This window comes from Kitasatospora sp. NPDC001683, assembly GCF_053596495.1.
In genome coordinates this window covers 91,252-116,664 of record NZ_JBSFGK010000006.1, presented here as the reverse complement: position 1 = coordinate 116,664, position 25,413 = coordinate 91,252, and the positions used below count along the sequence as shown (strand labels likewise).

At 68.8% G+C, this 25,413-nt stretch carries 49 protein-coding genes and 1 pseudogene; 31 read left to right on the top strand and 19 right to left on the bottom strand.

All coding sequences use genetic code 11. The features are described from left to right. Positions 1-73 precede the first annotated feature (73 nt). Positions 74-1,447 (bottom strand): sporulation protein, encoded by a 1,374-nt coding sequence (locus tag ACWCYO_RS05065; RefSeq protein ID WP_449783404.1) that lies wholly within the window; start codon positions 1,445-1,447, stop codon positions 74-76. 194 nt (positions 1,448-1,641) lie between these two features. Here ACWCYO_RS05065 and ACWCYO_RS05060 point away from each other — a divergent pair, with 194 nt between their 5' ends. Genes ACWCYO_RS05060 through ACWCYO_RS05045 form a run of 4 tightly spaced genes read left to right on the top strand, consistent with a single transcriptional unit; the run spans position 1,642 to position 4,904 of the window. Then, on the top strand, positions 1,642-2,232 hold the full coding sequence (locus tag ACWCYO_RS05060) for a hypothetical protein (RefSeq protein WP_449783403.1): 591 nt from the start codon (positions 1,642-1,644) through the stop codon (positions 2,230-2,232). Then, the gene (locus tag ACWCYO_RS05055; protein ID WP_449783402.1) at positions 2,229-3,413 is read left to right on the top strand and encodes a 4Fe-4S cluster-binding domain-containing protein; all 1,185 of its coding nucleotides are present in this window, start codon (positions 2,229-2,231) and stop codon (positions 3,411-3,413) included. Before ACWCYO_RS05060 ends, ACWCYO_RS05055 begins: the two co-directional genes overlap by 4 nt. 22 nt (positions 3,414-3,435) lie before the next feature. Continuing rightward, on the top strand, positions 3,436-3,705 hold the full coding sequence (locus ACWCYO_RS05050; RefSeq protein ID WP_449783401.1) for an acyl carrier protein: 270 nt from the start codon (positions 3,436-3,438) through the stop codon (positions 3,703-3,705). Between the two features lie 2 nt (positions 3,706-3,707). Further along, complete coding sequence (locus ACWCYO_RS05045) at positions 3,708-4,904, top strand: enoyl-[acyl-carrier-protein] reductase FabV (protein ID WP_449783467.1); 1,197 nt, start codon at positions 3,708-3,710, stop codon at positions 4,902-4,904. A 105-nt stretch (positions 4,905-5,009) separates the two neighbouring features. On the opposite strand, the gene ACWCYO_RS05040 is transcribed toward ACWCYO_RS05045, so the two are convergent. The 14 genes from ACWCYO_RS05040 to ACWCYO_RS04975 form a co-directional block, all read right to left on the bottom strand. Next, on the bottom strand, positions 5,010-5,213 hold the full coding sequence (locus ACWCYO_RS05040; protein ID WP_449783400.1) for a hypothetical protein: 204 nt from the start codon (positions 5,211-5,213) through the stop codon (positions 5,010-5,012). Positions 5,214-5,404: 191 nt separating this feature from the next. After that, positions 5,405-5,551 carry a hypothetical protein gene (locus tag ACWCYO_RS05035; RefSeq protein WP_449783399.1) on the bottom strand — a complete coding sequence of 49 codons (147 nt, stop codon included), beginning with the start codon at positions 5,549-5,551 and terminating at the stop codon, positions 5,405-5,407. Then, positions 5,548-5,766, bottom strand: a complete 219-nt coding sequence (locus ACWCYO_RS05030) for a hypothetical protein (protein WP_449783398.1) — start codon at positions 5,764-5,766, stop codon at positions 5,548-5,550. The genes ACWCYO_RS05035 and ACWCYO_RS05030 overlap by 4 nt, the downstream gene beginning before the upstream one ends. After that, entirely contained in the window at positions 5,763-6,239 is a 477-nt protein-coding gene (locus ACWCYO_RS05025) for a hypothetical protein (protein WP_449783397.1), read from the bottom strand. The genes ACWCYO_RS05030 and ACWCYO_RS05025 overlap by 4 nt, the downstream gene beginning before the upstream one ends. Then, a complete protein-coding gene (locus ACWCYO_RS05020; RefSeq protein ID WP_449783396.1) occupies positions 6,236-6,448 on the bottom strand; it encodes a hypothetical protein in 213 nt (70 codons plus the stop codon). The genes ACWCYO_RS05025 and ACWCYO_RS05020 overlap by 4 nt, the downstream gene beginning before the upstream one ends. After that, positions 6,445-6,807, bottom strand: a complete 363-nt coding sequence (locus ACWCYO_RS05015) for a hypothetical protein (protein WP_449783395.1) — start codon at positions 6,805-6,807, stop codon at positions 6,445-6,447. The genes ACWCYO_RS05020 and ACWCYO_RS05015 overlap by 4 nt, the downstream gene beginning before the upstream one ends. A gap of 9 nt (positions 6,808-6,816) precedes the next feature. After that, positions 6,817-7,284, bottom strand: coding sequence for a hypothetical protein (locus ACWCYO_RS05010; protein ID WP_449783394.1), 468 nt, complete (start codon positions 7,282-7,284; stop codon positions 6,817-6,819). 148 nt (positions 7,285-7,432) lie between these two features. Beyond that, a complete protein-coding gene (locus ACWCYO_RS05005; RefSeq protein WP_449783393.1) occupies positions 7,433-8,086 on the bottom strand; it encodes a hypothetical protein in 654 nt (217 codons plus the stop codon). Positions 8,087-8,158: 72 nt separating this feature from the next. Then, complete coding sequence (locus ACWCYO_RS05000) at positions 8,159-8,590, bottom strand: hypothetical protein (RefSeq protein ID WP_449783392.1); 432 nt, start codon at positions 8,588-8,590, stop codon at positions 8,159-8,161. A 22-nt stretch (positions 8,591-8,612) separates the two neighbouring features. Next, complete coding sequence (dnaB, locus tag ACWCYO_RS04995) at positions 8,613-9,995, bottom strand: replicative DNA helicase (RefSeq protein ID WP_449783391.1); 1,383 nt, start codon at positions 9,993-9,995, stop codon at positions 8,613-8,615. Continuing rightward, the gene (locus ACWCYO_RS04990) at positions 9,992-10,480 is read right to left on the bottom strand and encodes a hypothetical protein (protein ID WP_449783390.1); all 489 of its coding nucleotides are present in this window, start codon (positions 10,478-10,480) and stop codon (positions 9,992-9,994) included. Before ACWCYO_RS04990 ends, dnaB begins: the two co-directional genes overlap by 4 nt. Positions 10,481-11,107: 627 nt before the next feature. After that, the gene (locus ACWCYO_RS04985; RefSeq protein WP_449783389.1) at positions 11,108-11,305 is read right to left on the bottom strand and encodes a hypothetical protein; all 198 of its coding nucleotides are present in this window, start codon (positions 11,303-11,305) and stop codon (positions 11,108-11,110) included. After that, complete coding sequence (locus ACWCYO_RS04980) at positions 11,302-11,502, bottom strand: hypothetical protein (protein ID WP_449783388.1); 201 nt, start codon at positions 11,500-11,502, stop codon at positions 11,302-11,304. Before ACWCYO_RS04980 ends, ACWCYO_RS04985 begins: the two co-directional genes overlap by 4 nt. Then, positions 11,499-11,711 (bottom strand): hypothetical protein, encoded by a 213-nt coding sequence (locus tag ACWCYO_RS04975; RefSeq protein WP_449783387.1) that lies wholly within the window; start codon positions 11,709-11,711, stop codon positions 11,499-11,501. Before ACWCYO_RS04975 ends, ACWCYO_RS04980 begins: the two co-directional genes overlap by 4 nt. A 613-nt stretch (positions 11,712-12,324) precedes the next feature. Between ACWCYO_RS04975 and ACWCYO_RS04970 the strand changes: the two genes are divergently transcribed. Together ACWCYO_RS04970 and ACWCYO_RS04965 are read left to right on the top strand one after the other, a co-directional pair. After that, positions 12,325-12,609: a hypothetical protein gene (locus ACWCYO_RS04970; RefSeq protein ID WP_449783386.1), complete on the top strand. Its 285-nt coding sequence runs from the start codon at positions 12,325-12,327 to the stop codon at positions 12,607-12,609. A gap of 129 nt (positions 12,610-12,738) precedes the next feature. Continuing rightward, a complete protein-coding gene (locus ACWCYO_RS04965; protein ID WP_449783385.1) occupies positions 12,739-12,984 on the top strand; it encodes a hypothetical protein in 246 nt (81 codons plus the stop codon). Positions 12,985-13,152: 168 nt separating this feature from the next. Here ACWCYO_RS04965 and ACWCYO_RS04960 read toward each other — a convergent pair whose 3' ends face one another. The 4 genes from ACWCYO_RS04960 to ACWCYO_RS04945 all read right to left on the bottom strand — a co-directional run bounded on the left by ACWCYO_RS04960 (position 13,153) and on the right by ACWCYO_RS04945 (position 15,586). Then, positions 13,153-13,569: a hypothetical protein gene (locus tag ACWCYO_RS04960; RefSeq protein WP_449783384.1), complete on the bottom strand. Its 417-nt coding sequence runs from the start codon at positions 13,567-13,569 to the stop codon at positions 13,153-13,155. Positions 13,570-13,630: 61 nt separating this feature from the next. Then, entirely contained in the window at positions 13,631-14,179 is a 549-nt protein-coding gene (locus ACWCYO_RS04955; RefSeq protein ID WP_449783383.1) for a GIY-YIG nuclease family protein, read from the bottom strand. A gap of 53 nt (positions 14,180-14,232) precedes the next feature. Continuing rightward, a complete protein-coding gene (locus ACWCYO_RS04950) occupies positions 14,233-15,042 on the bottom strand; it encodes a GntR family transcriptional regulator (protein WP_449783382.1) in 810 nt (269 codons plus the stop codon). Position 15,043: 1 nt separating this feature from the next. Beyond that, complete coding sequence (locus tag ACWCYO_RS04945) at positions 15,044-15,586, bottom strand: UTRA domain-containing protein (RefSeq protein WP_449783381.1); 543 nt, start codon at positions 15,584-15,586, stop codon at positions 15,044-15,046. A 147-nt stretch (positions 15,587-15,733) separates the two neighbouring features. On the opposite strand from ACWCYO_RS04945, the pseudogene ACWCYO_RS04940 reads away from it, so the two are divergent. The 25 genes and pseudogenes from ACWCYO_RS04940 to ACWCYO_RS04820 form a co-directional block, all read left to right on the top strand. Continuing rightward, positions 15,734-15,943 (top strand): annotated as a pseudogene (locus ACWCYO_RS04940) (helix-turn-helix domain-containing protein); the annotation flags it as partial. Next, positions 15,943-16,173: a hypothetical protein gene (locus tag ACWCYO_RS04935; RefSeq protein WP_449783380.1), complete on the top strand. Its 231-nt coding sequence runs from the start codon at positions 15,943-15,945 to the stop codon at positions 16,171-16,173. The pseudogene ACWCYO_RS04940 and the gene ACWCYO_RS04935, both read left to right, overlap by 1 nt. Beyond that, entirely contained in the window at positions 16,170-16,361 is a 192-nt protein-coding gene (locus ACWCYO_RS04930) for a hypothetical protein (RefSeq protein WP_449783379.1), read from the top strand. The genes ACWCYO_RS04935 and ACWCYO_RS04930 overlap by 4 nt, the downstream gene beginning before the upstream one ends. Continuing rightward, positions 16,361-16,519, top strand: coding sequence for a hypothetical protein (locus ACWCYO_RS04925; RefSeq protein WP_449783378.1), 159 nt, complete (start codon positions 16,361-16,363; stop codon positions 16,517-16,519). Before ACWCYO_RS04930 ends, ACWCYO_RS04925 begins: the two co-directional genes overlap by 1 nt. A gap of 251 nt (positions 16,520-16,770) precedes the next feature. Beyond that, complete coding sequence (locus tag ACWCYO_RS04920; protein ID WP_449783377.1) at positions 16,771-16,947, top strand: hypothetical protein; 177 nt, start codon at positions 16,771-16,773, stop codon at positions 16,945-16,947. After that, positions 16,944-17,177, top strand: coding sequence for a hypothetical protein (locus tag ACWCYO_RS04915; RefSeq protein ID WP_449783376.1), 234 nt, complete (start codon positions 16,944-16,946; stop codon positions 17,175-17,177). The genes ACWCYO_RS04920 and ACWCYO_RS04915 overlap by 4 nt, the downstream gene beginning before the upstream one ends. Before the next feature lie 12 nt (positions 17,178-17,189). After that, entirely contained in the window at positions 17,190-17,390 is a 201-nt protein-coding gene (locus ACWCYO_RS04910) for a hypothetical protein (protein WP_449783375.1), read from the top strand. Between the two features lies 1 nt (position 17,391). Continuing rightward, positions 17,392-17,703: a hypothetical protein gene (locus ACWCYO_RS04905; RefSeq protein WP_449783374.1), complete on the top strand. Its 312-nt coding sequence runs from the start codon at positions 17,392-17,394 to the stop codon at positions 17,701-17,703. Between the two features lie 30 nt (positions 17,704-17,733). Next, positions 17,734-17,925 (top strand): hypothetical protein, encoded by a 192-nt coding sequence (locus ACWCYO_RS04900; protein ID WP_449783373.1) that lies wholly within the window; start codon positions 17,734-17,736, stop codon positions 17,923-17,925. Between the two features lie 9 nt (positions 17,926-17,934). Next, on the top strand, positions 17,935-18,195 hold the full coding sequence (locus tag ACWCYO_RS04895) for a hypothetical protein (protein WP_449783372.1): 261 nt from the start codon (positions 17,935-17,937) through the stop codon (positions 18,193-18,195). A gap of 27 nt (positions 18,196-18,222) precedes the next feature. Further along, positions 18,223-18,378: a hypothetical protein gene (locus ACWCYO_RS04890; protein ID WP_449783371.1), complete on the top strand. Its 156-nt coding sequence runs from the start codon at positions 18,223-18,225 to the stop codon at positions 18,376-18,378. Between the two features lie 48 nt (positions 18,379-18,426). Beyond that, on the top strand, positions 18,427-18,639 hold the full coding sequence (locus ACWCYO_RS04885) for a hypothetical protein (protein WP_449783370.1): 213 nt from the start codon (positions 18,427-18,429) through the stop codon (positions 18,637-18,639). 87 nt (positions 18,640-18,726) lie between these two features. Then, positions 18,727-19,191, top strand: coding sequence for a hypothetical protein (locus tag ACWCYO_RS04880; protein ID WP_449783369.1), 465 nt, complete (start codon positions 18,727-18,729; stop codon positions 19,189-19,191). 44 nt (positions 19,192-19,235) lie between these two features. Beyond that, positions 19,236-19,418, top strand: a complete 183-nt coding sequence (locus ACWCYO_RS04875) for a hypothetical protein (RefSeq protein WP_449783368.1) — start codon at positions 19,236-19,238, stop codon at positions 19,416-19,418. A 72-nt stretch (positions 19,419-19,490) separates the two neighbouring features. Further along, positions 19,491-19,700 carry a hypothetical protein gene (locus ACWCYO_RS04870; protein WP_449783367.1) on the top strand — a complete coding sequence of 70 codons (210 nt, stop codon included), beginning with the start codon at positions 19,491-19,493 and terminating at the stop codon, positions 19,698-19,700. 115 nt (positions 19,701-19,815) lie between these two features. After that, complete coding sequence (locus ACWCYO_RS04865) at positions 19,816-20,040, top strand: hypothetical protein (protein ID WP_449783366.1); 225 nt, start codon at positions 19,816-19,818, stop codon at positions 20,038-20,040. Beyond that, positions 20,037-20,252 (top strand): hypothetical protein, encoded by a 216-nt coding sequence (locus tag ACWCYO_RS04860; RefSeq protein ID WP_449783365.1) that lies wholly within the window; start codon positions 20,037-20,039, stop codon positions 20,250-20,252. The genes ACWCYO_RS04865 and ACWCYO_RS04860 overlap by 4 nt, the downstream gene beginning before the upstream one ends. A gap of 1 nt (position 20,253) precedes the next feature. Further along, positions 20,254-20,439 (top strand): hypothetical protein, encoded by a 186-nt coding sequence (locus tag ACWCYO_RS04855; RefSeq protein ID WP_449783364.1) that lies wholly within the window; start codon positions 20,254-20,256, stop codon positions 20,437-20,439. Between the two features lie 25 nt (positions 20,440-20,464). Then, positions 20,465-20,653 (top strand): hypothetical protein, encoded by a 189-nt coding sequence (locus ACWCYO_RS04850; RefSeq protein ID WP_449783363.1) that lies wholly within the window; start codon positions 20,465-20,467, stop codon positions 20,651-20,653. A 20-nt stretch (positions 20,654-20,673) separates the two neighbouring features. After that, positions 20,674-21,225, top strand: a complete 552-nt coding sequence (locus tag ACWCYO_RS04845; protein ID WP_449783362.1) for a DUF6197 family protein — start codon at positions 20,674-20,676, stop codon at positions 21,223-21,225. A 240-nt stretch (positions 21,226-21,465) separates the two neighbouring features. After that, a complete protein-coding gene (locus tag ACWCYO_RS04840; RefSeq protein WP_449783361.1) occupies positions 21,466-21,693 on the top strand; it encodes a hypothetical protein in 228 nt (75 codons plus the stop codon). Positions 21,694-21,703: 10 nt separating this feature from the next. Next, entirely contained in the window at positions 21,704-21,838 is a 135-nt protein-coding gene (locus ACWCYO_RS04835) for a hypothetical protein (protein WP_449783360.1), read from the top strand. Between the two features lie 12 nt (positions 21,839-21,850). Beyond that, positions 21,851-22,186 carry a hypothetical protein gene (locus tag ACWCYO_RS04830; RefSeq protein ID WP_449783359.1) on the top strand — a complete coding sequence of 112 codons (336 nt, stop codon included), beginning with the start codon at positions 21,851-21,853 and terminating at the stop codon, positions 22,184-22,186. A 20-nt stretch (positions 22,187-22,206) separates the two neighbouring features. Next, positions 22,207-23,397: a DUF2637 domain-containing protein gene (locus ACWCYO_RS04825; RefSeq protein ID WP_449783358.1), complete on the top strand. Its 1,191-nt coding sequence runs from the start codon at positions 22,207-22,209 to the stop codon at positions 23,395-23,397. Between the two features lie 10 nt (positions 23,398-23,407). Continuing rightward, positions 23,408-25,411, top strand: a complete 2,004-nt coding sequence (locus tag ACWCYO_RS04820) for an FtsK/SpoIIIE domain-containing protein (RefSeq protein WP_449783357.1) — start codon at positions 23,408-23,410, stop codon at positions 25,409-25,411. Positions 25,412-25,413: the final 2 nt, after the last annotated feature.

Sequence of the window (25,413 nt, the reverse complement as noted above, 5' to 3'; positions counted from 1 at the left end):
AGATGCCCGGTGGACCAGCAAAGGCCGCCCTGGGCTACGCAGCCGCGCCCACCAGCTGGCGGATTGCCGAGCTTCAGCCAGCGGCAAGGACGCGTCCGGCTCGGTGGAGAAAGTCTGCGACCTCAGATTCGGTGCGCCAAGCATCGAGTGCAGTGGTGAGGGTGCGCAGGTAGCCGCGGCTGCGGGTGGAGTGGACGCTGCTGAGGATGGTGAGGGCGCGCTCGCCGGCTTCAAGGCCGGGTTCGAGGTTTCGCTGTTGGAGGTGGGCGGTGGCGATGACGGTCTGGCGGATGCCGACGGCGCGGCTGAAGACGCCTTCTGGCATGGCGGCGGCCTGCTGGTCCCAGCGCAGGACGTCGTCGGGGCGGTTGAGGTCGCGGTAGATCTCTGCGGCGTCGGCGGCGACGCGGGCGCGGGTGAGGTAGGCGAGCCAGTCGGGGTCGCGCGGGTCGGTGTCGGCGGCGTCGACCAGTTGTTCGCAGCGGATGAGGGCTGCGGCTGCGGCGGGTGCGTCGCCGGCGCGGCCGTGGGCGCGGGCTTCGGCGAGTTTGGCGAAGGCGAGCACCCTCGCGGGGGCGTCGTGCTTGGCGCGCTCGTACGCCCCTTCGGCCATGTCGACGGCCTCGCTCGTGAAGCCGCGCAGGTAGGTGTGCAGGCTCATGGTCGCGAGTACGTATGAGCCTACGGCGGGGTTGCCGGAGGCGCGGGCCAGGCGCAGGGCCTGGACGAAGTGAGACTGGGCGCTGGTGTGGTGGCCCATGTCGACGTCTGCCCAGGCGGCGACGCGGGCGAGTTCGGCGGTGGCGGCGAACAGCTCGGTGCCGATCTTGTCGGTGAAGGTGCCGCTCAGCAGCGGGGCGGCGCGCTGGCTGAGGCAGTCGGTGACCATGGAGGCCCGCCAGTTGCCTCCGCCGAACTTGGAGTCCCAGCGGCGGGCTTCTTCGGCGGCGTTCCAGAGTTCGTCGAGGTCGGCGCGGCCGACGCGGCGTCCGGCGACGCGGGCGAGGGGTGGGTCGGTGGGGACGGACAGCCAGCGAGTGAACGGGGTGGTGTAAGCGGTGAGGGCGAAGGGGCTGGCTTTGACGAAGGTCCGGCGGTCCACTGTGCTCCAATACTCGGCCGCGAGTTGCAGGGCCTGATCGGGGTCTCTGTGGAAATTCAAGCCGGTTTCGACGGTGACCGGTGGCGCGCTGGCCATCCCCATCTCTTCGAGTGACACCGTTCGGCCGAGCCGTTCGCCCAGCGCGAGTGCCAGAAGCGCAGGTGCGGGCGCTTCCGGGACCATGGCGCGGGCCGTCCAGTTCCTGATCGAGGTATGGGTGTACGCGCGGTTGACGCCCTGGCGGGCGGCGAGTTCGTTCACGCGGTACGCGAGGGCGGCATTGCTGGCCCCGCTGTCCTCGATGAGCCGGGCGAGGCGATGGTTCGGCTCCCGCCGCTTGGCCATGGTGCCCCCTTTGGGTGTCCCGAACGGACCTGTGGATCCCGGGGCGGCGCCTGTCCCCGGGAGCCGAGACTAGCCCCAACTCGATGCTCGTGAGCGGGGTTTCGCGATTGTGATTCCCCGTTGTGAGCCCTGCCCTGGCCGGGCGTTGAGGCGTTTGCTGGTCCTCCCCCGCTCAACGTGGAGAGGAGCTGAACATGACGCAGACCCAGGGCCTGTTCGACCCGGCCCCGGTGGAGCGGTACGTGCGCCGACCGTATGGCGAGCGGTCCGCGCGCTACGAGGTGGCAGCAGACCGCCTAATGACGGGCGGCCTGTCCGACCGGCACGCTCTGGCCGATGTCGGCGCCGGGCACACCGAGTTGGACGTATGCCTGCGCACCGTGCACCGCTGGCGCGGCCGGTACGTGCCGTGGGACCGGTGGACGGGTGATGTGGACCTGGAGACGTGGGTGCCGCCGGTGCGCTGGGAGTGGGTCGCGGCGCTGGAGGTACTGGAGCACCTGCAGGACCCGTTCCGGCTGCTGCTCGACCTGATGGCGAGCGCGACCCTGGGGGTCGTCGTGACGACCCCCAACCCCGAGGTCGTTGACGTGCTGGCCATGGACCCCACCCACGTCACCCCGATCACCCGCGAGCAGCTCGCCACCGCCGGGCTGTACACCTCGCTGCACAATCTGTACGGCGCCGAGGACGACGGGATCTGCGGCGTCTGGTACAGGGAGGGCCTGGACGTCGTGGAGCGTCGGATCACGGTCGAGGCGTACGACGGCAGGGGGCTGCTGTGATCAAGGAAGGCGCGCACACCTTCATCGCCGGGCACGGCCCGGTGACGCCGTTCCTGGGCAAGTACGCGCCCAAGCGCGAGGACGTCTTCGAGGTGATCGAGCAGCGCTTCGCCGCGGCCGGCCTGCAGGGCCTGCGGTTTCGGCCGCTGCGCATCGAGGTGGAGATCACCACGAAGTGCAACGACTCCTGCCCGTCGTGCGGGATGGGCGCCCTGCCGCTCGCCTCCGGGGTCACCTACACCCCCGACCAGCGGGCCCGGCTGGTGGACGAGTTCGACTCCGTCGGCCTGCCGACCGTCGCCATCACCGGAGGCGAGCCGTTCGTCGCCACCCACGCCCTCCTGCCCCTCATCAAAGCGCTGAACGGGCGCCGGATCGACATCAGCAAGCTGACCAGCAACGGCGTGTGGGGAGCCGGCGAGCGCCGCATGACGCGCACCTTCGCCCGGCTGGAGGAGGCTGGCTTCTTCGACAGTCGCCTGGTAGTGCCGCTGATCATGCTCAGCGTCGGCGAGCAGACGATGCCACTGGAGTGGGTCGCCCGGATACTGCACCACGCCGTCACCCACTACAGCGACCGTGAGCTGAACGTCGCCGTCTCCTCTCTCGCTGACCCAGCCAGCCGCGAGCACCGCGTCTACGACCTGATCGACGCCTACGAGCAGCAGTACGGGGCCTTCCCGCACGACCGGGTGCACTCCACGATGCGGGTCTACCTCGACAACGAACGGCTGCCGGAGCAGAAGAAGGTCGACCGGCCTGGGCACACCACGGTGAAGCGGTGGATGGACGCGTGCTTCGATTGCTTCGCGCCGACGGTGGGCACCTACATCCTGCCCAGCTCACTGCTCAAGCAGGACGGGCGCTTCTACGCCTGCGCCAGCTTCGACGTCCCCGAGTCGCTCGGCTTCGGGAACGTCTTCACCGAGCCGCTGCGCGCAATCCTTGAACGGGCCAACGACTCCGAGTACCTGCAGGCGATCGCCGACGGCGGCGGCCTCAAGGGCCTGCACGGCAAGGTGTCCGCCGAGTTCACCGAGAACACCACCTGCGGCGGGTTCTGCGACTCCTGCGGCCTGCTGTCCGACCAGTTCCGCTCCGAGCGCGGCCTGCCGCCGGCGACGCCGCTGCCGATCATCCCCACCCAGGACCTGCTCCGGCGCCTGCCAGCGGCCGGGTAGCCCACGAAGGACACCGACCGCAATGACGACCTCTACAACCGCAGCGCACATACTCCGTCACGCTCTGGCACAAGCAGCGGTCACCGACACCGATACGATCGCGACCGACGCACACCTGCAGCACGATCTCGGGATCGACAGCCTCGCCCTCCACGAGCTCGTCGTCACCCTGGAGACGCGCCTGAACGTGGTCATCCCGGACGAGGAGGTCGGCCGCCTGCGCACCGTCGGCGACCTGGAAGACCTCCTCGCTCGGCACGACCACCCCACCGGAGAGGGCACCACCGCGTGAGCATGCAGCAGATCACCCCCAAACAGCGGGGCTACCTGATCGTCAACTCCCACCCCACCGGCAGCCAAGCCACCGTGCACCGGCTGTGGGAGTCCATCACCCCCGCCGCGCCCACCGGGCGGGCCCCAGTCGCCCTCGTGCTCGGCTCAAGCGCCGGGTACGGGCTGGCGATCCTGCTGGCCGGGCTGCGCCGCCACGGCATCCGCGGTGTCGGCGTCGCCTACGAGACGCCGGCCAGCGAGCGGCGCAGCGCCACCGCCGGCTGGTACCGCACTGCCGCGAGCGCCGCACTGGTCGAGCAGGAAGGCGGAGACTTCACGTTCGTCAACGCCGACGCCTACGCAGACGCCACCCGCGACGAGGTTATGAAGCTGCTGGCCGACTGCTACGGCCCCGTCGACTACCTCATCTACTCCCTCGCCTCGCCGCGGCGCACCGACCCCGCGACCGGCGAGGTCCACCACTCCGTGATCAAGCCGCTCGGCCGCCCCTACACCTCCCCGTCCCTGCTCTTCGAGGACGGCGTCCCGCAGATCGGCGCCGTCGACCTCACCCCGGCCGACACCGCCGAGGCCGCCGCGACCGTCAAGGTGATGGGCGGTGAGGACTGGCAGCTGTGGGTGCAGGCCCTGGCCGACAACCAACTCCTCGGCGAGGACTTCACCACCGCCGCGCTGTCCTACGTCGGCTCCGAGATCACCGCGCCGGTCTACCGGCAGGGCACCATCGGCGCCGCCAAGGAGCACCTGGAAGCCACCGCCGGCCAGCTGCAGACCACCGTGCTGGCCGGCCGGGGCCGGGCGTTCACCGTCGTCGCCGGTGCCGCCGTCACCCAGGCCTCCACCGCCATCCCCTCCATCGCCCTCTACACCTCCCTGCTGCGAGGCGTCCTGGGTGAGGACGGCTGGCGCACCACCGCAGACCAGGCCGTGGACCTGTGGGAGCAGCTGAGCGGCGCGAAGGCGCTCACGCTGGACGGGCAGGGCCGGATCCGTCTGGACGGCTGGGAGCTCAACCCCGCCGTACAGGACCAGGTGCGGAAACTGTGGGCCGACCCCGAGGCGGCGCTCAGCGCTGAACCGGCTGCACCGGCCTGGTTCTACAACCAGTTCCGGCAGCTGTACGGCTGGGACGTTCCGGGCATCGACTACGCCGCCGGGGCTGAGACGTCGGTTCCCTGGCCCGCCCAGCAGCGGTAGCAACGGATGCTGGTTGCCGGTCTGCTCACATTCGCGGCAGACCGGCCGCCAGCATGTTCGCGTGCAGCGGCACACAGCGCGTTCTCGGCGGCCCCCCTGAGGAGTTCACCGCCGGGCCGCCTCCAGCAGCTTCAGCTCGTGGGCGTGGCACAGGACCGGCCCGGTGAAGAAGCCGACCTGGTTGACGGTCCAGCGGTGCTTGGTGAGCGGGCCGGGTGGAACCTCGTCGACGATGTAGCCGGTGCGCCCGACCGCGCGGGGGTCGTCCTGGCAGGCCTTGATGTAGACCTTGTCGTTGGCGTTGAACATGGCATTCTCCTTCCGTCCGGCCCGGATAGGGCGTCGGGGATTGGCGCACCGGGCCCAGGGCTACTCGTCCCAGGACGGTTCGATCTCGCCGTCGTCGCAGCATTCGTCGAACTGGCCGTCGACTTCCTCGCCGCAGGAGTTGCAGAACCAGTACACCGGCTCGCGGTCTTCGTCGGTCATCGCCGCTGCTCCTAGAGAGGTCGTCCGTCGCAGTTGTAGTACTCGCCTCCGCGGACGTGCGGCTGGTAGCAGCCGCCGTGGTCGAATGGCTGGTCAACGTCGTCCAGTTCGGGTTCCGCGCGGGACTCGTCGTAGAGCTGGTCGTGGTCGATGTTCACGGTCTGACCCACTCCGTCTTGTGTTCGGGGCAGTACCAGACGTCCCGGGTGACGCCGTCGAGGTCTTCAAACTCCTCGCCGTTCTTGCCTGCATAGACACAGTGGTCCTCGGCGATGGGGCAGCTGCAGACGCTGATACAGCACGGGTCCTGGGGGCTGCACTCGTCCTCGATGCACTGCTCGTCGGTGCAGTACGGGGTGGCTTCGTCGGTCACTGCTGCTTCTCCGCGCCGCAGCCGATCTGGTGGTCGCCGCCCGTGCCGGTGCAGACCGGGCAGCGTTTCCCGGCTCGCGCTTCATACGCGGTCTCGAACGGCTTCTCGTGCTCGCGGATTGCGGCCACGACCAGGCTGGCGATCTCGCTGGTTCCATGCTCGTACGAGTCGGCGTCCTCGGCCTTGCTCAACACCTCGAAGGTGCGGTCCAGTACGGGTGATCCGTCGAGAGCGAACCCGAAGCTGACGTAGACGCCAATCTCGTCGTCGGTCGTCCCGGGGTAGATGTCGATGTTGTAGGACCGGGTGTTGCGGGGCGGGTTGTCGGGATCGCTGTACTCGACGACACCGGTCATGTGGTCGGTGGTGATGTGCGACGCCTCGGCGTCGAAGGGAAACATCTCGATACCGATGCCGGCGGCTTCGAGTTCGGCGGCGGTGGCGATCAGGGCGTGGGCCTGGCGGAGTCTCACTGCTGCCCCTTGTGCTGTTCGTAGGCGGCGATGATGGCGGGCAGGGCGATGTCGAACGCGCCGGTGTCCCAGCTGCCAGCGGTGTATCCCGAGGCGCAGGAGTGGGGCCACTGGCGGCAGCCACAAAGGTCTTCGTGGTAGTGGTCGTTGAGGGCCTTGTTGCCGATGTCGGCAAGGCGGTCGAGCAGGTCGGTGGGCAGGTTGGTCACGGGTTCCCCAGTTCGGCGGCGCGGTTGTTGAGCATCGTGGAGCGGATTACGGCGAGGCGGTCGGCCTCATCCGGGGTGGCGCCCATGGCGTGGGCGACGGCGATGATGTCGGCCCATGCCTGGGCGAGTTCGTCGGTTCGCTGGTAGAGCGCGGTGGCGTACTTGTTCGCGGCGTTCAGAGTGGCGCGAAGGTTGAGCACGGCCCGCTCGGTAGTGCGGTTGGGGGCGGTGCGGACTGCGCGGTTGATGGCGGCGCGGGCGCCCTTCACGATGGCGCCGACGAGGCGACGCCCGTCCGTGTACTCGTCGACGCTGATCCAGTCGCACGGGTGCCAGTCGGCCTTCGCGAGATGACTCATTTGCGCTCCCTAGAAGAAGTTGGCGTTGAGGAAGGCGTGCGGGCCGTCGCGGTGGTAGCCGGCGTGGCCCTTGAGTGCGGCCTCGCGGGGGCGCAGGGGCCAGCCCTGGTTGTCGCGGGCTTCGGTCATGACGTTGTCCATCTGCTCGGGGGTGAGGTCGTAGCTGTACTCGGCGCGGACGCCGACGTGGGGGCGGCGGATGAACGCGGACCAGGCGGCGTAGGTGGTGGGGCCGAGGTCGGGGTGGGAGTGGAAGAGGAAGCGGTGGCCGGCGGCGGCCTGCTCGATGTAGCGGCACTGCCAGCCGCACGTGTCGGCAGTGCCGTGGGGCAGCAGATGCAGGTCGTCGGGGCTGGACCAGGTGACGTCGGCCGGCGTCTTCCGGGTGCGGGAGCAGGGCCTGAACGGGTGCTGCAGTTGAGTCGCTTCAGTCGCTGAGCCAGAGTCACGGGGTGGACTTCGGCGCAGTCGCCGCAACGGATCCCTGGCAGACTCCTTGCAGACGGCACGCAAGGCCCATGGCGGGGGCGTGAAGGGCCTCGCGAGGCTTCTCCCACTCGGGGGCCAATACAGGCAATTCAGCGCCTACAGGGGCCCTCTGAGGCTTCCACGCCGGCGGCGCCGCCTACCGTGACGGCAGGCGGCCGGTCGGAGGCATCACAGCCAGCCTCCGGAACGCGAAACCTGACGCGCGCCAACCTGCGGAGCCATGTTCAAACCGAGCGCTGCGGGCAGCGCGGTAGGCACCTGCAGCGTCCCGGCCGTCCTCGTAGGGGTCGGTCTGGGGAACGAGGTAGGCTCCCGAGCCTGCTTCGAACGGAGTGGCTGTGCTGGTGTTGTAGAGCCTCCACGGCCGACAGTTCTTTGAGTAGCTTCCGAAGCCGGAGTACCCATCCTCAAGCTCAAGGGTTCCGTCCTCGTCGGCGAAGCGCGAGAGGCTGACCCAGCCAAGCTCGCCCGTCCGGGGCGGCTCAGGTATCGGGCCCAGGATGAGAAGATTCGGGCCTGGTTCATACCGATGCGGCGGCCGCGGGAGATGAAGTGCCGCCTGCCTCATCAGGTTTCCATCGAGGTCGGCTTCAGCGCCCTTGACCTCCACCCAGGTGCCGCAGTCCGTCAGCAGGAAGTCGGGGAGGTAGGCCCTGCCGTTGATGTCGAACCCTTGCGGCTCGTACTCCCAGGCGATGCCGAGGTGGTCGAAGAAGACCGCCCATCGAGCCTCCAGGCGGGACCTGAAGCGGCATCCTGCGTAGCGCGTTTCGATCGGTCTAGCGTTCACGTGTCCTCCTGCTGGTGCTTCGTGGATGGCTGCCCCGGCCGCTGCGGCGCAGCGGCCGGCGCTCCCGTTCGTTCAGCTCGACCTATCGGCCCTCGTGATCAAAGGCGACCGGCCTCCGGCCACCTCCCCCAGCAGCGTCGCCCAGTTCGTGTCGTTGATCCAGGCCTTGGCCATGAGGTGCGATGTCCACTCGACGAGGTCGGCCCAGGTCCTCAGCTGACGCGAGGTGATCGCGTAGGCGTCACCGCCCTCAGGGTCGTCGCACGCGGCGTGCGTGGCATGCCAGCAGACCTGGTCGGGACGGCTGAGCATTGTCTTGAAGCCGACCAGCGGCAGCCCGGAGCCGTCAGCAGCCGGCGTGAGGTGCTGGCGTTCCCAGTCCTTGACGGCCGCCTGCCGCACGGTGATCTCGCCGGGGCTGACCCATAGGCTCCCAAGATCGTTGTCGTCGTCGCCGAGGGAGCGCTTGCAGGCCTGGCAGATGATGTTCAACTCGCGGTCCATGCTGATCCTTTCGTGTTGCAGCTCAGGCTGCTCGAAGTTCGGCGGCCATGTCGACGAAACGGGCGTAGTGCCCCTGGAACGCCACCGTGATCGTCGACGTCGGCCCGGACCGGTTCTTCGCCACGATGAAGTCCGCCTCGCCGGCCCGCACGGACTCCCTGTCGTAGGCGTCCTCGCGGTGCAGCAGCAGGATCAGGTCGGCGTCCTGCTCGATCGCCCCGGACTCGCGCAGGTCCGCAGCCATGGGCTTCTTGTCGGTGCGCTGCTCCGGGCCGCGGTTGAGTTGGGACAGGGCGATGACGGGGATCTCCAGTTCCTTCGCGAGGAGCTTGATCGACCGGGACAGGTCGGAGACCTCGTGCTGGCGGGACTCGTAGCGCTGGCCGCCGCCGGAGCGCAGGAGCTGCATGTAGTCGATGACGATCAGCTTGAGTTCGGTCTCGGCGGCCATCTGGCGGGCCTTGGTGCGGATTGACGTCATGGTGAGGTCCGGGGAGTCGTCGAGGTACAGCGGTGCCTTGGCGATGCTTTCCAGGGTCTTCGCGGTGCGGTTCCAGTCGTCGTCGGTCATGGCGCCGCGGGCCTGCATGTGGTGCAGGGGGATCCGGCCTTCGGCGGAGATGATGCGCTTCATGATCTCGGTGCGGGACATCTCCAAGGAGAAGAACGCGGTGCCGAGGCCGTGCTTGATCGCGGCGGAGCGGGCGATGTCCATGCCCGCCGTCGACTTGCCCATGCCGGGCCGCCCCGCGATGACGATCATCTGGCCGGGGTGCATGCCGCCGGTGAGCGCATCGAGATCCTTGAAGCCCCACGGGGCGCCGACGGGGACGGTGCCCTGGTCGACGGCCTCGATGGCGTCGAGGGTGGCTTCCAGGCTGGCGGCGACCGGGGCGAGGCCGATGCTCGCACCAGGCGTGTCGCCGGCCCCGGCCGCAGCGATGATCTCCGCCTGGATCGCCTCGATGACCTCCGCCGGGTCGCCCTCCGCCGAGGCGACCATGTTGGAGCCCCGATTGAGGGCCACCGCGACCGAACGCAGCCGGGCCTTCTCCCGGACGATCTGGGCGTAGTACTCGGCGTTCGACGGGGCGGGGGCGGCCTGGACCAGGTCGTGGAGGTAGGTGGGGCCGCCGCAGCGCTGCAGGTCGCCGCTGACGGTCAGCTGCCGGGCCACCGTGATCGGGTCGGCGGGGTCGCCGGCCGCGTACAGGGCGGTGATCGCCTCCTGGATCTTCTCGTGGGCGGGCCGGTAGTACTCGGCGGGGCGCAGCCCGGTGCCGAGGACGTCGGCGATCGCCTGGGCGGAGATCAGCTGGGCGCCGAGGCTAGCGCGTTCGGCGTGGAAGTCCTGGGGCGGCTGCCGCTCGAAGCTCGGGTCGAAGTCGGGCTCGTGGTCGCTCATGCGGCGCTTCCTTGGGTTCGGCGGGCGATGGCACGCCCGGTGGGGTGGCAGACGGCGCAGTAGGCCTGGTCGCCGTCGGGGAGGGTGACCATGTGGGTGATCGGGTCGCAGTTCGGGCGGCCGCAGCGCTCCTCGTCGGGGACGGTCTGCAGCAGCGGGGGGAGTTTCTGGACGAGCCGGCGGCGGAGGAACCCGGCGGGGCTGGCGACCTGGGCGGGCAGGCCGGCGGTGACGGCGAGCCCCATGCGGGTCTCGGTGGTGCGCTCCAGCCAGGGTTCGACGAGGGGTGCGAGTTCGGCGAGTTCGGTCTCGCCGAGGGCGAGTTGGGGGTGCTTGGCGGCGATCCGGGCGAGGGCGTTGTACGCGGCGGGGTTGTCTTGCCGCCGTGAGGCGGTCCCCCCGCCCTCCCGCCCATCGGCGGTTCGATCGTCGTCGACGGTCGGTAGGGAGGGAGGGGTAAGAGGGGTAAGAGGGTTAGGGGTCACCTGAGAGGTGACCCGTTCGCACCTGTCAGGTGACCCGTTCGCACCTGAGAGGTGACCCGTTTCCCCGATTGGGTCACCTGGCGGGTTACCCGTTTCGGCGATTGGGTCATCTGTGAGGTGACCCAATTCGTCGCCGTCTGGGGCCGATTGGGTCACCTGAGAGGTGACCCAATCCGTGCGCGAGCACCGTCCGTGAAGACCATCATGCGGAGCCTCGCCACAGAGCTCGACGAGCCGGTAAACCGCCCACCGCCCGGGGAAGCCGGACATCTGCCGGCCATCGTGGACGGCGTACTCCAGCACGCCCTTCTTCATCAGCTTGCCGAGGGCGTTACGCCACGCGGTCGGCGACGCCTTCCCCGCCCGCTTGAGCAGGTACGGCTCATGCATCGGACCCACGGTCTCCCGGCTTACCTCGTTGGCGTTCTCCGCCACGACAAGGAGATCCGACCGCTCCCCGGCAGTCAGGCCGGCGTCCTGCCAGTGGTCCAGCACCTCGACCATCAGTCTGATCCCCATCACGACACCGCCGACGCGGCAACGGGGGTACGCAGGTACACGGCTTCTCCAGCTGGACGTGAAGGTGAAAGGAGAGGGCCGCCCACCTCGGGGCGGCCCAAGAGGTGTTCAGCGGCCGAGGATCCGGTCGACCGTCCGCTGCGCCGACTCAGCCGGCAGCTCACCGGACACCGTGTGGAACCCGGTCTGCGGCTCGTACCGGGTCTCGACCCGCTCGAAGCCGAGCTGGCGGGCATCCTCGGCCGTCGCAGCGATACGGGCCGCGGCACCAGGCTGATCCTGGTGAAGAGACTGCAGCTCCATCACGACCACTCCCCCACCGTGCTGCCGCCCACCGGGCGCCGAAGCCGCGCCTCGAACAGACGCCGGCCGTGCTCGTCACCCACCCGCTTCGCCCATGCGATGAGGCGCAGCAGCTGAGCACGGGAACGGGCCGGAGTGGGACGGTACAGCGCGAGGTCGATCCCGGCGTTCTCCGTCGGCCGGGCAACGAGCGCGCTCACCGAGCCACCTCCGGCGTCACGTCACGAAGCGGGCCGAACAGCGCCGTCAGCAGCGACCACGCCTCCGACCGCGTGATCTGCGCCGGAGAGAACATCGCGATGATGCCCTCGGGGATCGGGAAGAACTTCAAGGGGTGCGAGGCGTCGTCGGGCAGGATGCCGGCCAGAGCAGCCGGAGCGGGCTTGGGAACGGCAACGGAAGATGCCATGATGGAGTCTCCGATCTGTGCGCGCTTTGGTTACCAGGCCAGGGGGCGCGCACGGTGAAGTCGCCGGCCCCGCAGACGCGGGGCCGTTTGCGTTTTGGAGCACTCCAGACATTACCGCCTATGCGGAATGGATACAAGGTGAGAACGTGAGAAGCGGCACGGTTCCCAGTGGCGCGCGACAGGCGCCGAGCTGACCCGCAGGCATTCGAGCGCCTGCTACCACCTACCGGATCTGGTAGGCGGTCCTGAGTTGGCTCGTGGATGCGCGGCCACTCATGCAGGGCCCAGGCGAGCCAACCCTTTGGTGCCTGGCCTTGGCCGCCCCCGCCGCTGGCCTTCCCCGCGATCGCGGATGAGCGTCGCGGGGCCGGCGGGACTTCTGCGCCGACCCGCTCATCGGACAAACACGCGATCGGTCGCCTTGGCAGCGGGAGCCGCATCCTTAGGGCCGCGGGCCCTCAGGTGCGAAATTTCGTATGTCTGGGTGACTCGCGGGCGCGCTCCTACGATCAAGCGCTACGGTGGCTGAGCGCCGTTTTCTGCCACGACGGCGCTGGATGGCCCTGCCAGGCCAACCCTGCCATGCACCCGTCGCCACCGGGAGAAGTGTTCAATGACTGACCAGCCGTGGACCATCGAGCGCATCAGCGAGGCGCTGGGGTCTCCCGACCTGACCAAGCGATTCCTCGGGGAAATCAACAAGGCGTCGGCCGCGGATCTCTTGCCCGTCTTTGCGAGGTGGCAGGGAATCGCCGAGTCCATTCGTGCGGGGGTCGAACGAGCGCGCGAAATTGCCGCTGCGGAGGCCGCCGGCAGCCCCGTTCCCGGCGAGTTTGAGGATGTAACCGAGCAGGTCATTGAGGATGCGGAGCGGCTTCGAGCCCGCAATGCTGCGTGACTCATTGTTTCTTGCATCTTCACGAAGCGTGTTCACTAGGCTGGCCGCGACAAACCCGTGACCGGACTTGAATCATGAGTCCGGAGGAGCCCGTGCGGGCCCCGCCAGCGTAGGACAGGATCACGAATCATGATCTACCGCCTCCATCTGGACCGGACCGTTCGCGCAGTGCGCGACAGCCTGCCCCAGGCGGCCGCTGACGAGCTGAAGCTGGCACTGCGAACGATCCTCGCGGACCCGAAGGGCGGCACTCAGCCCTATGGGATCGACGACGGCGTCACGCGAATGCTGGTGCTTTCCCACACGATCGCCGTACTTGTCGTCAACGACGAGGCCATGCGCGTCACCCTGGCCAGCATCACCTTCGCCGGCTGACTCCCAGTCCTCCCTGCGCCCCGCCGGGTCTGATCCAGCGGGGCGCAGTCATGTCCGCAGGTTGCCAGCGCCCTGCGGCATACTCAGTGAGCCGGGCTCTAAGAACACCTGAACGATGCACTGCCGCGCCCCACCCAGAGATCACCTGGGTGGGGCGCGGCAGTGTGCTCAGCGGACGTGGTTGATGAACATCCGTGACCCGTCGTGCAGGTCGATGGTGGCGCCGTGACCGACTGCCGGCGGAGTCGGCCGCGCCGAGTAGACGTCGACGGCGGCAATCTCACCCTCGTCGGCGGCCAACAGCGCGGCGACGAGCCCGTGCTCGACCGCGGCCAGATCCTTCAGCTCCACCGGCATCGCGGGCCCGGCCGGCTTCTCACCCAGAACCGGCTCCGCGTCCGAATCCCCGTCCCACTTCTCGCCGGGGGCGCTCACCACCACGACCTGCCAGCGGCTGGTCCGGGCCGCCACGTCGACGGTGACGCCATACGGGTGCCTGCCGCCGGCCTCGAACGGCTTCGCCGTGGCGCCGGGCAATGCACTGCCGGCGGCGAGCAGGAGCTGCTGAAAATGGGCAGGGCGCACGGGAACGTTCCTTCGAGGCGGGGCGGTCAACCTACCGTACCGGCCGCTTGGGTCAGCGAAGCTAGCGGCCCTCCCCATCGGGCTGCCACTGGCGGGGTTTTGGCACGCGAGGACCAGGGCGTTCGCCCCTGCGCCAGTAGCTCCGAGCCGTGGACTCCAGGAGGCCTTCCTTTACCAGCTCGTCCAGCGCTGTGGTGATGATCGGAGTTGACGTTGCGAACTCGATTGCCAGGTCGCGTCGACACGGGAGGGCCCGGCCATGCGGGAAGCGCTCGCCCTCGACAGCTACTCGAAGCGCGCGCTTCACGTCTGCTTCGGCAGGGTCGATGAAGGTGACAGGCGGATGGTCACGCCAGCCCCGCCCAAGGCGATGGGTCTTGTCGAATCGAGGACTCTCGGCCTCCACTGCCGCGCGCTCGGCTGCAAGTGCCGAGGCGCGGTTGGGGAACCACTGAATGTCGCTCCGGTGAACGAGGTGCCACCACCTCTTCCAGTGGCGGTGGTCTGCCCAGCGCTGCTCAAGGTTGTGCGTTATGCCTACGTACAGCAGGCTGCCATCGGTGTCGTAGAGCCGGTAAACGGCAGTGCGCCTCTGAGCAAGGTCGGTCATCACACTCATCCGTTCGATCCGCGGGCGTGACTCTCCAAGAGTCACCGCTGAACTCAATGAGGAAGTTGATCGCTCGTGACCTCGTACTCAAGCTCGTACAGGTGGCTGGCCTTGGCCATGACGGTCACCTCAATCACCCTGTCATTGTCGCTGTACACCGTCCGAAATGTACGCAGTACAGGAAGTTCACCGACCGGCATCTTGAGATGGACGCCTTGGTCCGGCGTGGGGGTGCGGGCTGAAACTCGGTCGACCGACCGCCGGAAGGGATAGCCCAGTTCGGAGAGCAGGGTCGGCACTCCCCCCTTGACCTTCTTCCCCTCCGCGATCGGAGTGCCCCGCGCGATCTCGATCGGGTAGTAGTTTTCCACCAGCTCGGCCGGCTCACCGTCGAGTTTCAGCAGCTGCCGACGCAGCATGGCGGTCTCGCCCTGCGCGATCCCCAATGCCTCTGCCACGGAAGCCGGAGGAACGACCTCTTCGACGTCAAGCAGCTCGCTTGCGGCCGCCATGCCCTTCTTCTGGGCCTCGGCGATCCAGCGGTACGGCTGGCCAGGCTCAGCCGGAGCAAAGAATTCAGCCGGCCTCACAACCCTAACCCGGCTCTCCCTGGCGGTCGTTGCCCGCCCCTTCTGGCTCGTGATGAGACCCTCTTCCCGCAAGGTGCGCATAGCGTTCTGCACCGCAGTCGTGGAGGCGTCGAACTTCTCGACGAGGCTACTGGTTGAGGAGATGTCTTCTCCGGGCTTGATATCACCAGAGAGGATCTTGTCTCGGATGTATGCAGCGATGCGCTGACTCGCCGCCCGGAGGTCTCCGTCAACAGCCCGCTGCCGATCCTCAGGAGTCTTTCGCAGTCCCACGTCAGTCGACCTTCATCTCGTATCGGAGGCGCCGCTCACTGCCTGGCGTGACCATCACGCTGGCCTCGATCGGCCTGTCTTCTTTGTCGTACGCCAGGCGAGTTAGGACTAGCACGGGGGCCTGTTCGTCCAGCTCTAGAAGACTTGCCTCTTCGCTGGCCGCCAGGCGACTCTCCACGTCTTCCGTGACGCGGGCGATCAGGTGGCCCAGGTCGGCCAGAAGCCGTATCGCGCCACCGCGAATCTTCCGAAGCTCCGCCAGGCCGGTGCCCTCGGCGATTGGCGCTGGATACCAGGAATCCGCTAGCTCCACCGGGCGCCCATCAAGGGAGATGAGCCGGCGCCGAAGCACGGCCTGATCGACATCTCCGAGACGGAGACCTCGACGTATGTGCTGTGGCGGGGACGCCAGATTCGCTACCAGCAGGGCCTGGGTGCCGACGCCACCCACTTGCTCCGCTTCGACCGTCCACGCGTCGGGTCCTGTTTGCGGTCGCAGGTAGGCAGTCGAACTGCTTACCCACTGACTATCTGCCCTGGTCACGACACCCCTTCGCCCTCGCTCGTGCGTTCAAAGGTAGCCCCTTGTGCCCTAACCGGGGAAGCGGCATAGCGCTGCGCCCTTGTGTCCATAGCGGTAAGGCGGTAAGGTTCAAGCGTTGGAAGGCACCAAACAACCCCTCCGGAGACATCTGTGCTCACCGTCAAGGAGGTGGCCGACCGCCTCGGCGTCAGCCCGTCCACCGTCTACCGGTGGGTCGACGACGGCGCCCTCCCGGCCACCCGAAAGAGAAAGCCCAGCGCGGTCAAGCCCAAGCGCAACGTACGTGGATCGATCGAAATCGACGAAGCCCACGTGATCGCACTTGAGGACGACTTCCGCCTCAGCCAGGCCGCCTGATGGCCGGCCTCAACCCCCGCCTGTGGGACGGTCTCGACCCTGTCGAGTCTGGCCCGCAGCCGTCTCGCCCTACCCCCGCGTTCGGCGCGCCGGACATCGGCCAGCGCCACTCCATCTGCAAGGAGGACATCGTGCTCGCGAATGACGATCCGAAGGGTGACTATTCGGCGAATGGCGGCTACGGCCACCAGCCGATCACGACCCCGCCGCCGCAGGAGCCGACCCAGTGAACCTCGACGAGCAGATCGCTGTCCTGGAGGCCCAGGCCTTGGACACCGCCGGCCGATTCATTGAGGCGGCTCACGACCCGGGTGAGCGGAAGCGTCTCCACGCCGAGCTCGTCGGGCAGCGCAACGAGCTGAACCGGCTCAAGGCGCAGCGCAATGGACGTTCTCGGGCCCAGCTGGACATTGGCTGATGGCCGGGTTCGAGGACCCGTTCGACGCCGAGGTCGTTCCGCTGGACCTGTACGACCCGACCGGCCGGGACCTCGCCGAGCTCCTCGCTGGCATGACCGCCGCGGACGGCACTCCGTATCTCGACATCCTCTTGGAGGCCGAGGATGGCTCCGAGTGAGCCGCCTCTTCTGTGACGCGGCGCGGGCTGCCGCACACCATAGCCGCCTGGCGCAGCCGGACTGCGACGGCCCGGTGGTCGCTCACGTCACCTGCCGCACGCCCCCGTCTCACGGTTCCGGGTGTGTTGCTCACGCGGCTCGGATGCTGGCCGCTCTCCCCGGCGCGGAGGTCTTCGCGCTGGAGGATTCCCCGCTCGACACCGTCAAGGCGGTCCGTAAGGCGGCCGCTCAACTCTGAAAGGAGCCCGCCATGGAGCCCCACGAGACCGCGGACGCCTACCGTGCCGCCCGCCGCGCCGGCGACGACGCGCTGTGCCAGGCCATCGTCAAGGAGGTCACGGACAGGTTCAACACCCGGACCACGGACGGCAGTGAGCTGGCCGCCCTGTACAAGGCGAACCTCGACACCCCGCTGGCCGAGAGGTGACCGCCAGCTTCGAGGATCCCGGGTTCGACCCGGTCGCGATCATCCTCGCCAGTGACGGCGGTCCCGCCAGCATCGAGTTGCAGGCCGCTGAGGCTCGCCTCGACAAGGCGTACACCGCCTACGCGGACGGCTACAACGAACCGCCGCACGTCCGCCGGGCTCTCGACGCAGAGGTCCGTGCGGCAATCACCCATCTGACTGAGGTCAAACGCAGTAACAGCCAGTCCTGAAAGGAGAATCCGATGTCCACCATGCAGGAGCGCTACGACGGCATCGCCAGCGTCGAGATCGCCCTCGGCCGGCTGCCCGCCAACGCCACCCAGGCGCAGCGTGAGGCCGCGGTGAACGCCGTCCTCGACGCGAACGAGGACCTGGTCGACGCGCACGCCACCGAGCTTCTCCACCGGCTCGGCGCGGGCGACTACTACCCGGCCGCGGCCTGAGATGCCGTCCAGCAACTACGAGTGGCCTCTGCCGCATGAGGTCGAGAAGTGGCAGTGGCCCGATGGCCTCCCCGAGCACACCGACGGGGTGTTCCGGGCGTACGGGGACGGCAGCCACGTGGCTGTCACCCGGTACATCAGCACGATGCCCGACCAGGTCGTCGACATCTGGGCCGAATGCCTCACGTGTGGGGCCGCTCGTGCCCTGGAGAGGCTCTACCACCTCACGCAGGAGGGTCGCGACCGCTTCATCCCGGCCCTCGCCGACGCGAGGCGTTTTGCCTCGGATCACGTCGAGCAGACCCGCGGCTGACAGCCGCGACTCACCAGGAAGGAACCCGTTATGCCCGCGATCGACAAGATCCTCGGCGAGCCCGCCTACCTGATCCTGCGCCACCCCGACGGTCAGGACCCGCTGTACAAGCCGGTCCACACGTACGGGCCGGTCAGTGACGAGGAGATCTGCGCGTTCGCCGAGCAGGAGCTGCACCTGCCCGCCGGGCAGGTCGACGTCTACCGCGTCCAGGCCGCCTAAGCCGCCGGCATGGGACTCCTCGACCGAATCACCCGCCGCGACCGGATGCAGTGCGAGCCGTTCGAACTCGACGACGCGCGCCGCATGGAAGCCAACCGGCAGGACCTCATCAACAAGGACCCCGACGCCGCCGCGATTCTTGCCACCAACATCGAAGACGCCCACCGCAGTTGGGAGACCAACCGCCGGTTCACGGCCGAGGTCCAGCACTACAGCAGCGTCAAGCACCAGAAGGGCGAAGGCCACCTCTTTCAGCAGCTCTTCGCCTGACCTCCCCGCACGAACCTGAGGAGCCGAATGGAGCAGAAGCTCGCCGCAGCTTTGAAGCGGGACGACGACGCCGAGGACGCCGGCATGCACCCCGACGAGCGAAACACCTGCTGGACCCACCAGTGCTGGGCCTCGGAGTGCGAGAACGACCCTTTCCACACTCGCCCTGTCCCGTTCAACTAGCCCGATCCTGCCGCCGTGGCAGTCCGACCCCAATCCGAGAGGAACCGCATGGCCCGCACAAACGACGCCGAGGACGACCGCTTCTACGAGCAGCGATTCCTCGACATCAAGAGCGCCAAGGACCGAGGCGACATCGACAGCGCCGCGACGCTCACCGTCGCCACGGTCACCGAGTCCGAGTTCACGGGTCCCAACGCCACCGATCGCACCCTCCGGGCCCTGAACGCCGCCGCGCGCCGCCTCGGCCTCAGCAGCAACTGACTACGCCCCGGGGCGGCCGTCTAAGCCGCCAAGCACGCCGGCCGCCCCGGGCCCTATCAACCCAACTGAGTAGAAGGAGTACCCATTATGCGCCTCGGTGAGTTCCTCACGCGTGCCGGAAAGGCCGCCACGAGCGTCCATCGCTCCCCGTCCCAGCGGGCACTCGACGACATGCGCCGCGAGCACAACAAGTGGGCAGACACCGTGAAGCCCGGCATCAGGTACTACGCGGCGCTACCGATCCGGGCCAACATCCACGCCAGCTTCGTGTTCGACCGCCGCTCGTCGTTCGGCCCGCTGGCGGGCCAGTGGCTGGCGGCTGGCAGCAACTCCCCGTCCTGGTCACTGTGGCGCGAGTGCGGGCCGTTCATCCTCGAACCCCGGTTCACGCAGGCGGACCAGAACCTGCTGGAAGCGAAGATCGAGGCGGACTTCCTGGGCTACGCCGCGAACGAGGCGTTGGCCCGCTTCGAGGCCTCCCCGGAGTACGCCGCCCGCATGCGCCGCCTGGAGCATGAGTACCCGGCCACCGTCGCCGCCCTCGCGGCCTGAGCCGTCCCCGAAACCCTCGACCACCCACACCTACAGGAGAACAGATGAGCAACTGGCCCCGGATCTACGACCTGTTCAGCCAGGCCTGCGACGCCGAGGAGGAAGCCGGCCGCACCGGCACCCTCGACGGCCGGGACGGCCTGGAGGACACCATCGAGATCGTCGGCGAGGAGTACGGCATGGACGCGCTGCGCCAGCTCCTCACCGGCCGCTCACCCCGGGCCTGACCGCCCGCCAGCCGCGAGGGGTGCAGCGCACCGCACATGTCGCACCCCTCGCACCCCTGCCGAGGAGACCAGATGTACGACCTGGCCCATCCGTACGACGTCATGCCGCCCGGCACCTGGACCTACTGCATCACCCCCGCCGACCAGTGCGAGCCCATCTACAGCGGCACGCTCACGACTCACGCCCCCGTCCTGGTGCGCACGGTCGCCGGCCGGGTCGCCGAGCGGCACGGCATCGACGTCGCCGACGTCACCGAGCTGACCCTCCGGCCGACGGCGTAGCCACCACCGCCGCGCACGACCTTGCCCTTCCGGCGCCCTGTTCGCCTGACGGGAGGCCTGTCCGCTTCCGAGCCGTGCGAGACACCGCATAGCCCGCTTCATCGAGGAGGACACGATGTTCCGACGAGCCACCATCACCCTTCCGCAGCGCCCCGACGTCGCTGCCGTGATCGCGGGGCTGCGTGCCGCGGCCGACGACCTGGAGGCCAGCCTGCCGCTCGCGGTCGACCTGCACCGCGATGGCGAGCTGCTCGACGAGTACCGCTTGGCCGCCTACCCGGCCCTGCGGGCAGAGGAGGCCGACACCTCGCACTCCACGCACGAAAGGGTTGCCTCATGAACCAGACCATCAGTCGGCTCACCGACGGCGCGGCCTTGTCGGCTGACGCCTACGACACTCTCACCTGTTGTGGCCAGCCTGTCCGCGTCGCCCACAGCACCGAGACGCTGCCGGTCGCCGGAGCCATCTGCGAGACCTGCTGGTGCACCGTCACCTCCATCGCCGACTACGGGCCTATCACCATCCGCCGCTGCAACCACCACGGGAGCTGACATGCACGGCTACCAGGTCGCCTTCCGTGTCGCCGGATCCCCCGAGAACAGCCGCCGCTACGTCATCCCGGTCCGGGCCCTCACCGAGGAGCTGGCCAGGGAGAAAGCCTGGATCGTCGCCGTCGAACTCGCCGCGCGACACGAGGTCACCCTCGACCCCGCCACCGCCGAGATCGCACCCCGCTGAGCGCACCGCCATGAAAGGAGAACCAGTGAAGCAGATCCGCGCCGACCAGCTAGCTGCCGGCGACACCGTCTTGTGGAACGGCCGCCAGATCGTCGTGTCCTCGGTCCACATCGGCGCGACGTACGTGGAGTTCCGGGACCCCGAGACCCGCTGGTACAGCGTCGGCATCAACGCCACCGTGCTCGCCAATCGCCCCGAACCTGCCGGCCGCTAGACCTCGAAGGGAGGCCGTACATGGCCACCGCCGCGCTCGACCTCGACCCGGACCTGTACGGCCCCCTCCTGGTCCGCGAGATCGAGGCCTACCTCGCCACCGTCGCACCCGAACCCGCCTGGCGTACCCGGCTCCGCAGCGCCATCGCGGACGCCCACCTGCCGGGCCCGGCCACACCCGGCACCAACGCTGGCGACAACCAACCGTGGTGGCACGCGGCACCGGCCGCACCCACCCGGACGCTCACTGACCGGATCCTGCGCCGCCAGCCGGTCACCCACGTCACTGCCCGCCAGCACCTGCAGCTCATGGACCGCTACATCCGCCAACACGGCTGGACCCAGCACCAACTGTGGGACGACACCGGCGCGGTGTGCGTCCTCGGCGCCCACATCCGGGTTCTCGCGGCGGGCTACGGCGACGCCGCCACCGCGTGGCAAGCCCGCCTCCTGATCGGCAACACCCTCGGCTACGCCGGCCACTTCATGCACGTCGACACCTGGAACGACCAGCCCAGCACCACCCAGCACGACGTCCACCACTTGCTGCGCTCAGCCGCAGCCCGCGCCTGACGGGGGCCACCCACGACACCGACGCCGACGCCGACTTCACCACCTGCCCCGATTGCGGCAGTACCGACATCCACGCCGAGAAGGAACTCATGCGGCCCTGGTTCACCGAGTACCACTGCCGGGACTGCGGCACTCTCCGCCGCGGACTCTCCTGAGTCCCGTCCCTGGCGAGCGGCTCCACCCGAAACACCACGTCCCACTCTGCTGCGCACGCCGCAGCCTGAGCTCAGCGAGGACACCATGACCACCGTCGAGCCCGGCCAAGACCTTGCACTCCGCTGCCCCTGCGGCTCATACGGCTTCCACAACATGGCCACCGTCTACCACCCAGCCAGCAAACGCCGTGACCTAGGCAAAGGCCTAGTTGACGCCTACATGAGCGGCGACTGCGCCCGATGTGGCGACTACGTCTCCACCACCATCCACGGCACCCACATGCACGCCCACGATCCCTACGACCTGAACTGAAAGGGCCGACATGACCGACTACCTGATCTTCCTCATCAAGCCCCAGCGCGACGCCAACGGCGAAGCCCTCCGCCTTGCCCACCTCGCCGGTCTGTCCCTCCTTGCCGCCATAGTCACGTCCGCCTACTACCGCCGGACCAACTAACCGGAGCCCACCATGGCCCGCACCGCCGCCCCATCCGAACAACAGGCACTCACCACCATCAGCGTGGCCCTCGCCCTGCTGACCGCCAACCTGACCCCCGGGGCGGCGGTCACCACCCTCCTCACCGCGGTCCTCACCCAGTACGCGGTCCTCGCCCTCGCCGCCGCCGCGCTCAGGCTCCGGCTCCCCGATCTCCTCGCCGGCCACCACCGGCAACTCCGCGCCACCGCCGCCGCACTGCTCCTCACCGCGGCCCTCGCACTGCGCGTCACCACCACCGCCATCCTGTGGGCCCTCACCCAAACCGCCCACCAAGTAGCCCCCGCCCAGCCACCCGCCCACCGCTAACCACGTAAAGGAGCCCAGCCGTGACCGCCACACCCGACCAGCCGGCCGCCCCGGCCGAGGCACCCCGACTCGTCCTCAACCGCCCCCAGAAGGGCCTGATCGGCGCCGTCTTCGCCGGAGCCATCACCATCGCCGGCATCGGCTTCGCTGGCTCCTACCAGGCCGTCGCCAAGCTCGCCGAGCAAAAGCACTTCGGCGACTTCGCCACCTGGTTCCCTATCGGCATCGACGCCGGTATCGGCGTCCTCCTCGCGCTCGACCTGCTCCTCACCTGGCTCCGCATCCCCTACCCCCTCCTCCGGCAGGCCGCGTGGACCCTCACCGGCGCCACCATCGCCTTCAATGCCGCAGCCGCATGGGGCGATGACCTTGCCGTTGCCATGCACGCCGCCATCCCCGCTCTTTTCGCCATCGTCGTCGAAGCCGCCCGCCACGCCGTCGGCCGCCTCGCCAAGCTCCACGCCGACACCCACTACGAGAACCCGCCGGTCTCCCGCTGGTTCCTCGCTCCATGGCCGACCTACCGGATCTGGCGGCGCATGCGCCTGTGGGGCATTCGCTCCTACATCGAGGTCGTCGAGATGGAACGCCAGGCCGAAGTCCTGCGGGCCACCCTCAAGACCCGGCATGGCCGCCGCAAGTGGAAGAAGGAGGCCGACGACCGCGAGATTCTCGCGCTGCGGCTGGCACGCCTTGGCACACCCGTGCGGGACACCCTGGCAAGCCGCTACGAGACCGGCGTTGCCAGCCGACCTGCCAGCCACCGCAAGGCTGCCAGCCCTGGCACTGCCAGGCCCACCCTGGAGCCTGCCAGCGCTGCCACCCCCGCAACTGCCAGTGCCAGCGCGCCCGCTGCCACCCCGATTGCCAGTGCCAGCCCCGAACCGCTGCCGGAGCCCATCGAGGCTGCCAGTGCCAACGAGACCGGCCCGGCCGCCAGCGAGAGCGCTGCCCCTGCCAACGCTCCGGGAGCCCCTGCCAGCAAGCCGCGCGCCACCGCCACCAAGGCCTCTGCCAGCGGCGAGCAGCGCGACCTCGACGAGGTCGCCGACACCTTCCGCGGGCTCCGCGAACGGCTTGGCCGCAACCCCTCCGACCAGGCCCTCGCCGACGAGCTCGGCGTCGGCCGCTCCCGCGCCCAGCAGCTCCGCACTGCCGCCATCAAGGCGGGCCACACCGACCTCGAAAAGCCTCTCCGGGCCGCATCCTAAGGACAGTGACGTGACGTTGACCATCCGCGCCGAAATCGCCGAGAACGGCCCGCAGGCGGCCGTGCAGGGCCGCGTCACGTCGCGTCCCGTCAAGACAGAAACCGCAGGCCAAACCCCCTCCACCATCGCCCGGCTGTGCACCTGGTGCACCCGGCGCCGATACGAGATCGCCCCCGCAGGCGCCCACGCCACCATCACCGGACTCGCCTGGGCGCAGCACCTCGCCGGTGTCACCCCGGGAGTCGGCCTCGCCTACACCCTCGGCACGCTCGCGCTTGGAAGCGCGACCGGCTGGGCCCTCCAGAAGGGCCACGCCAAGCTCGCCGTCGGCACCGGCACGGCTGCCGCCGCGGTCGCCGAGGCCGGCATCAACGCCGTCGTCGGTCCCGGTGCCACCGGCCTCGTCACCACCGCTGTGGCAGCCATTGGCAGCTACACCCTCTACTGGCCGTGGCTGCTGGAGCGCCGCCGCAAGCTGGCACCCGCAGCCACCCCTGGCGCGCTGGCGGCAACCCCGGCTGGCGCTGACGCTCCCGCGCTGGCAGTCGTCACCCCTGGCACTGGCAGCCCCGAGCTGGAGGCTGCAGAAGGCCTGGCACTGGCAGACAGCCCCGTTGGCATCCGCGAAACCCAGAACCTTCGCGACGCCCTGGCAGCACTCGGCATCGCGCCACTGGCAGTCGACAACTACACCGCCGATGCCAACGGCTGGTCCGCGCTCGTCACCCTGCCAGCCGGGCGCAGCACCAGCCCTGCCACCGTCAAGGCGCAGCGCGAGCAGCTGTCCAACAACATGGGCCTGTCCGGTCGCCTTCGGCTCAGCACGGGCCCAAGCGGCAACCAGCTCCTCGTGAAGGTCGATCTGCATGACGCGCTCGCGGACCCGATCCCCTGGCCGGGCCCTTCCATCACCACTGTGAAGGAGCCGATGTCGCTCGGCCTCTTCGAGGACGGCGAGGAGATCCTGCTCGACCTGGCGAAAGATCACATCCTGATCGGTGGTGCCACTGACGCTGGCAAGTCCGGTGTCGAGAACGCCATCCTCGGGAACCTGGCGGCTTGTTCCGACGCGATGGTCCTCGGCATCGACATGAAGCCGGGCGCGCTGGAACTCGGCCCCTGGGAGAGCACGATGATGATGCTCGCCGAGGATGCCGACCAGGCCGCCGAGGTCTTCTCCACCGTCAAGGCGGAGATGATCCGGCGGGGTAAGTACCTTGCGACACTCACCGGCCCGGATGGCGAGCGGGTGCGCAAGTGGGTGGCCGGCGACCCGGAAGCGCCGACGGACTCCGCCGAGTGGGGGCATGGTCCGTTCTGGTACCTGATCATCGACGAGCTGGCCGAGCTGTTCCGCCAGGCCCCCGATCTGGTGAAGGAACTGCTCTCCCTGAACCAGGTCGCCCGCGCCCTGGGCATTCGCATCATCGCGGCCACCCAGTCCCCCTCGGAGAAGGCCTTCGGGGGCCAGGGCACCGATGCCCGGCAGCAGTACGGCACGCGAATCGGCCTTGGCGTGAACGAGCCGATCACCGTCAACCTGATCCTCGGGCCCGGCTCCTATGGTGCTGGCTGGACGCTCGACGACCTCGACAAGCCCGGGAAGCTGATGATCTCCAACAAGACGCACAAGAGGCCCCGCGAGGGCCGCTGCTACTGGATCTCGGACGCGCAGATCCTGGCCACATCCCGGCTGCACCCGAAGACCGGCATGCGGCCCACCCCGCCGAACGGCGGCCCGGGCGGCCGGTTCCTCAAGTCAGTACCCGCATACCCGGACGGCACCAGGATTCCGGACAACCGGGTCGAGCTGTGGCAGGCGATCGACCGGCGCGGCGCATCCGGCGTCACCATCAACGGACTTCTCGCTGACGGGTTGACTGGGTTGAACACTCGGACTTCCATCTCCGACCCGGTCCAGACGTGGAAGGCGCGCGGCTGGGTGGTCGAGGTCGGAGTGGCGGAGGACCGCTCCAAGATCTTTGCCGTCGCGAGTCACCTGAAGGCGGCGTGATC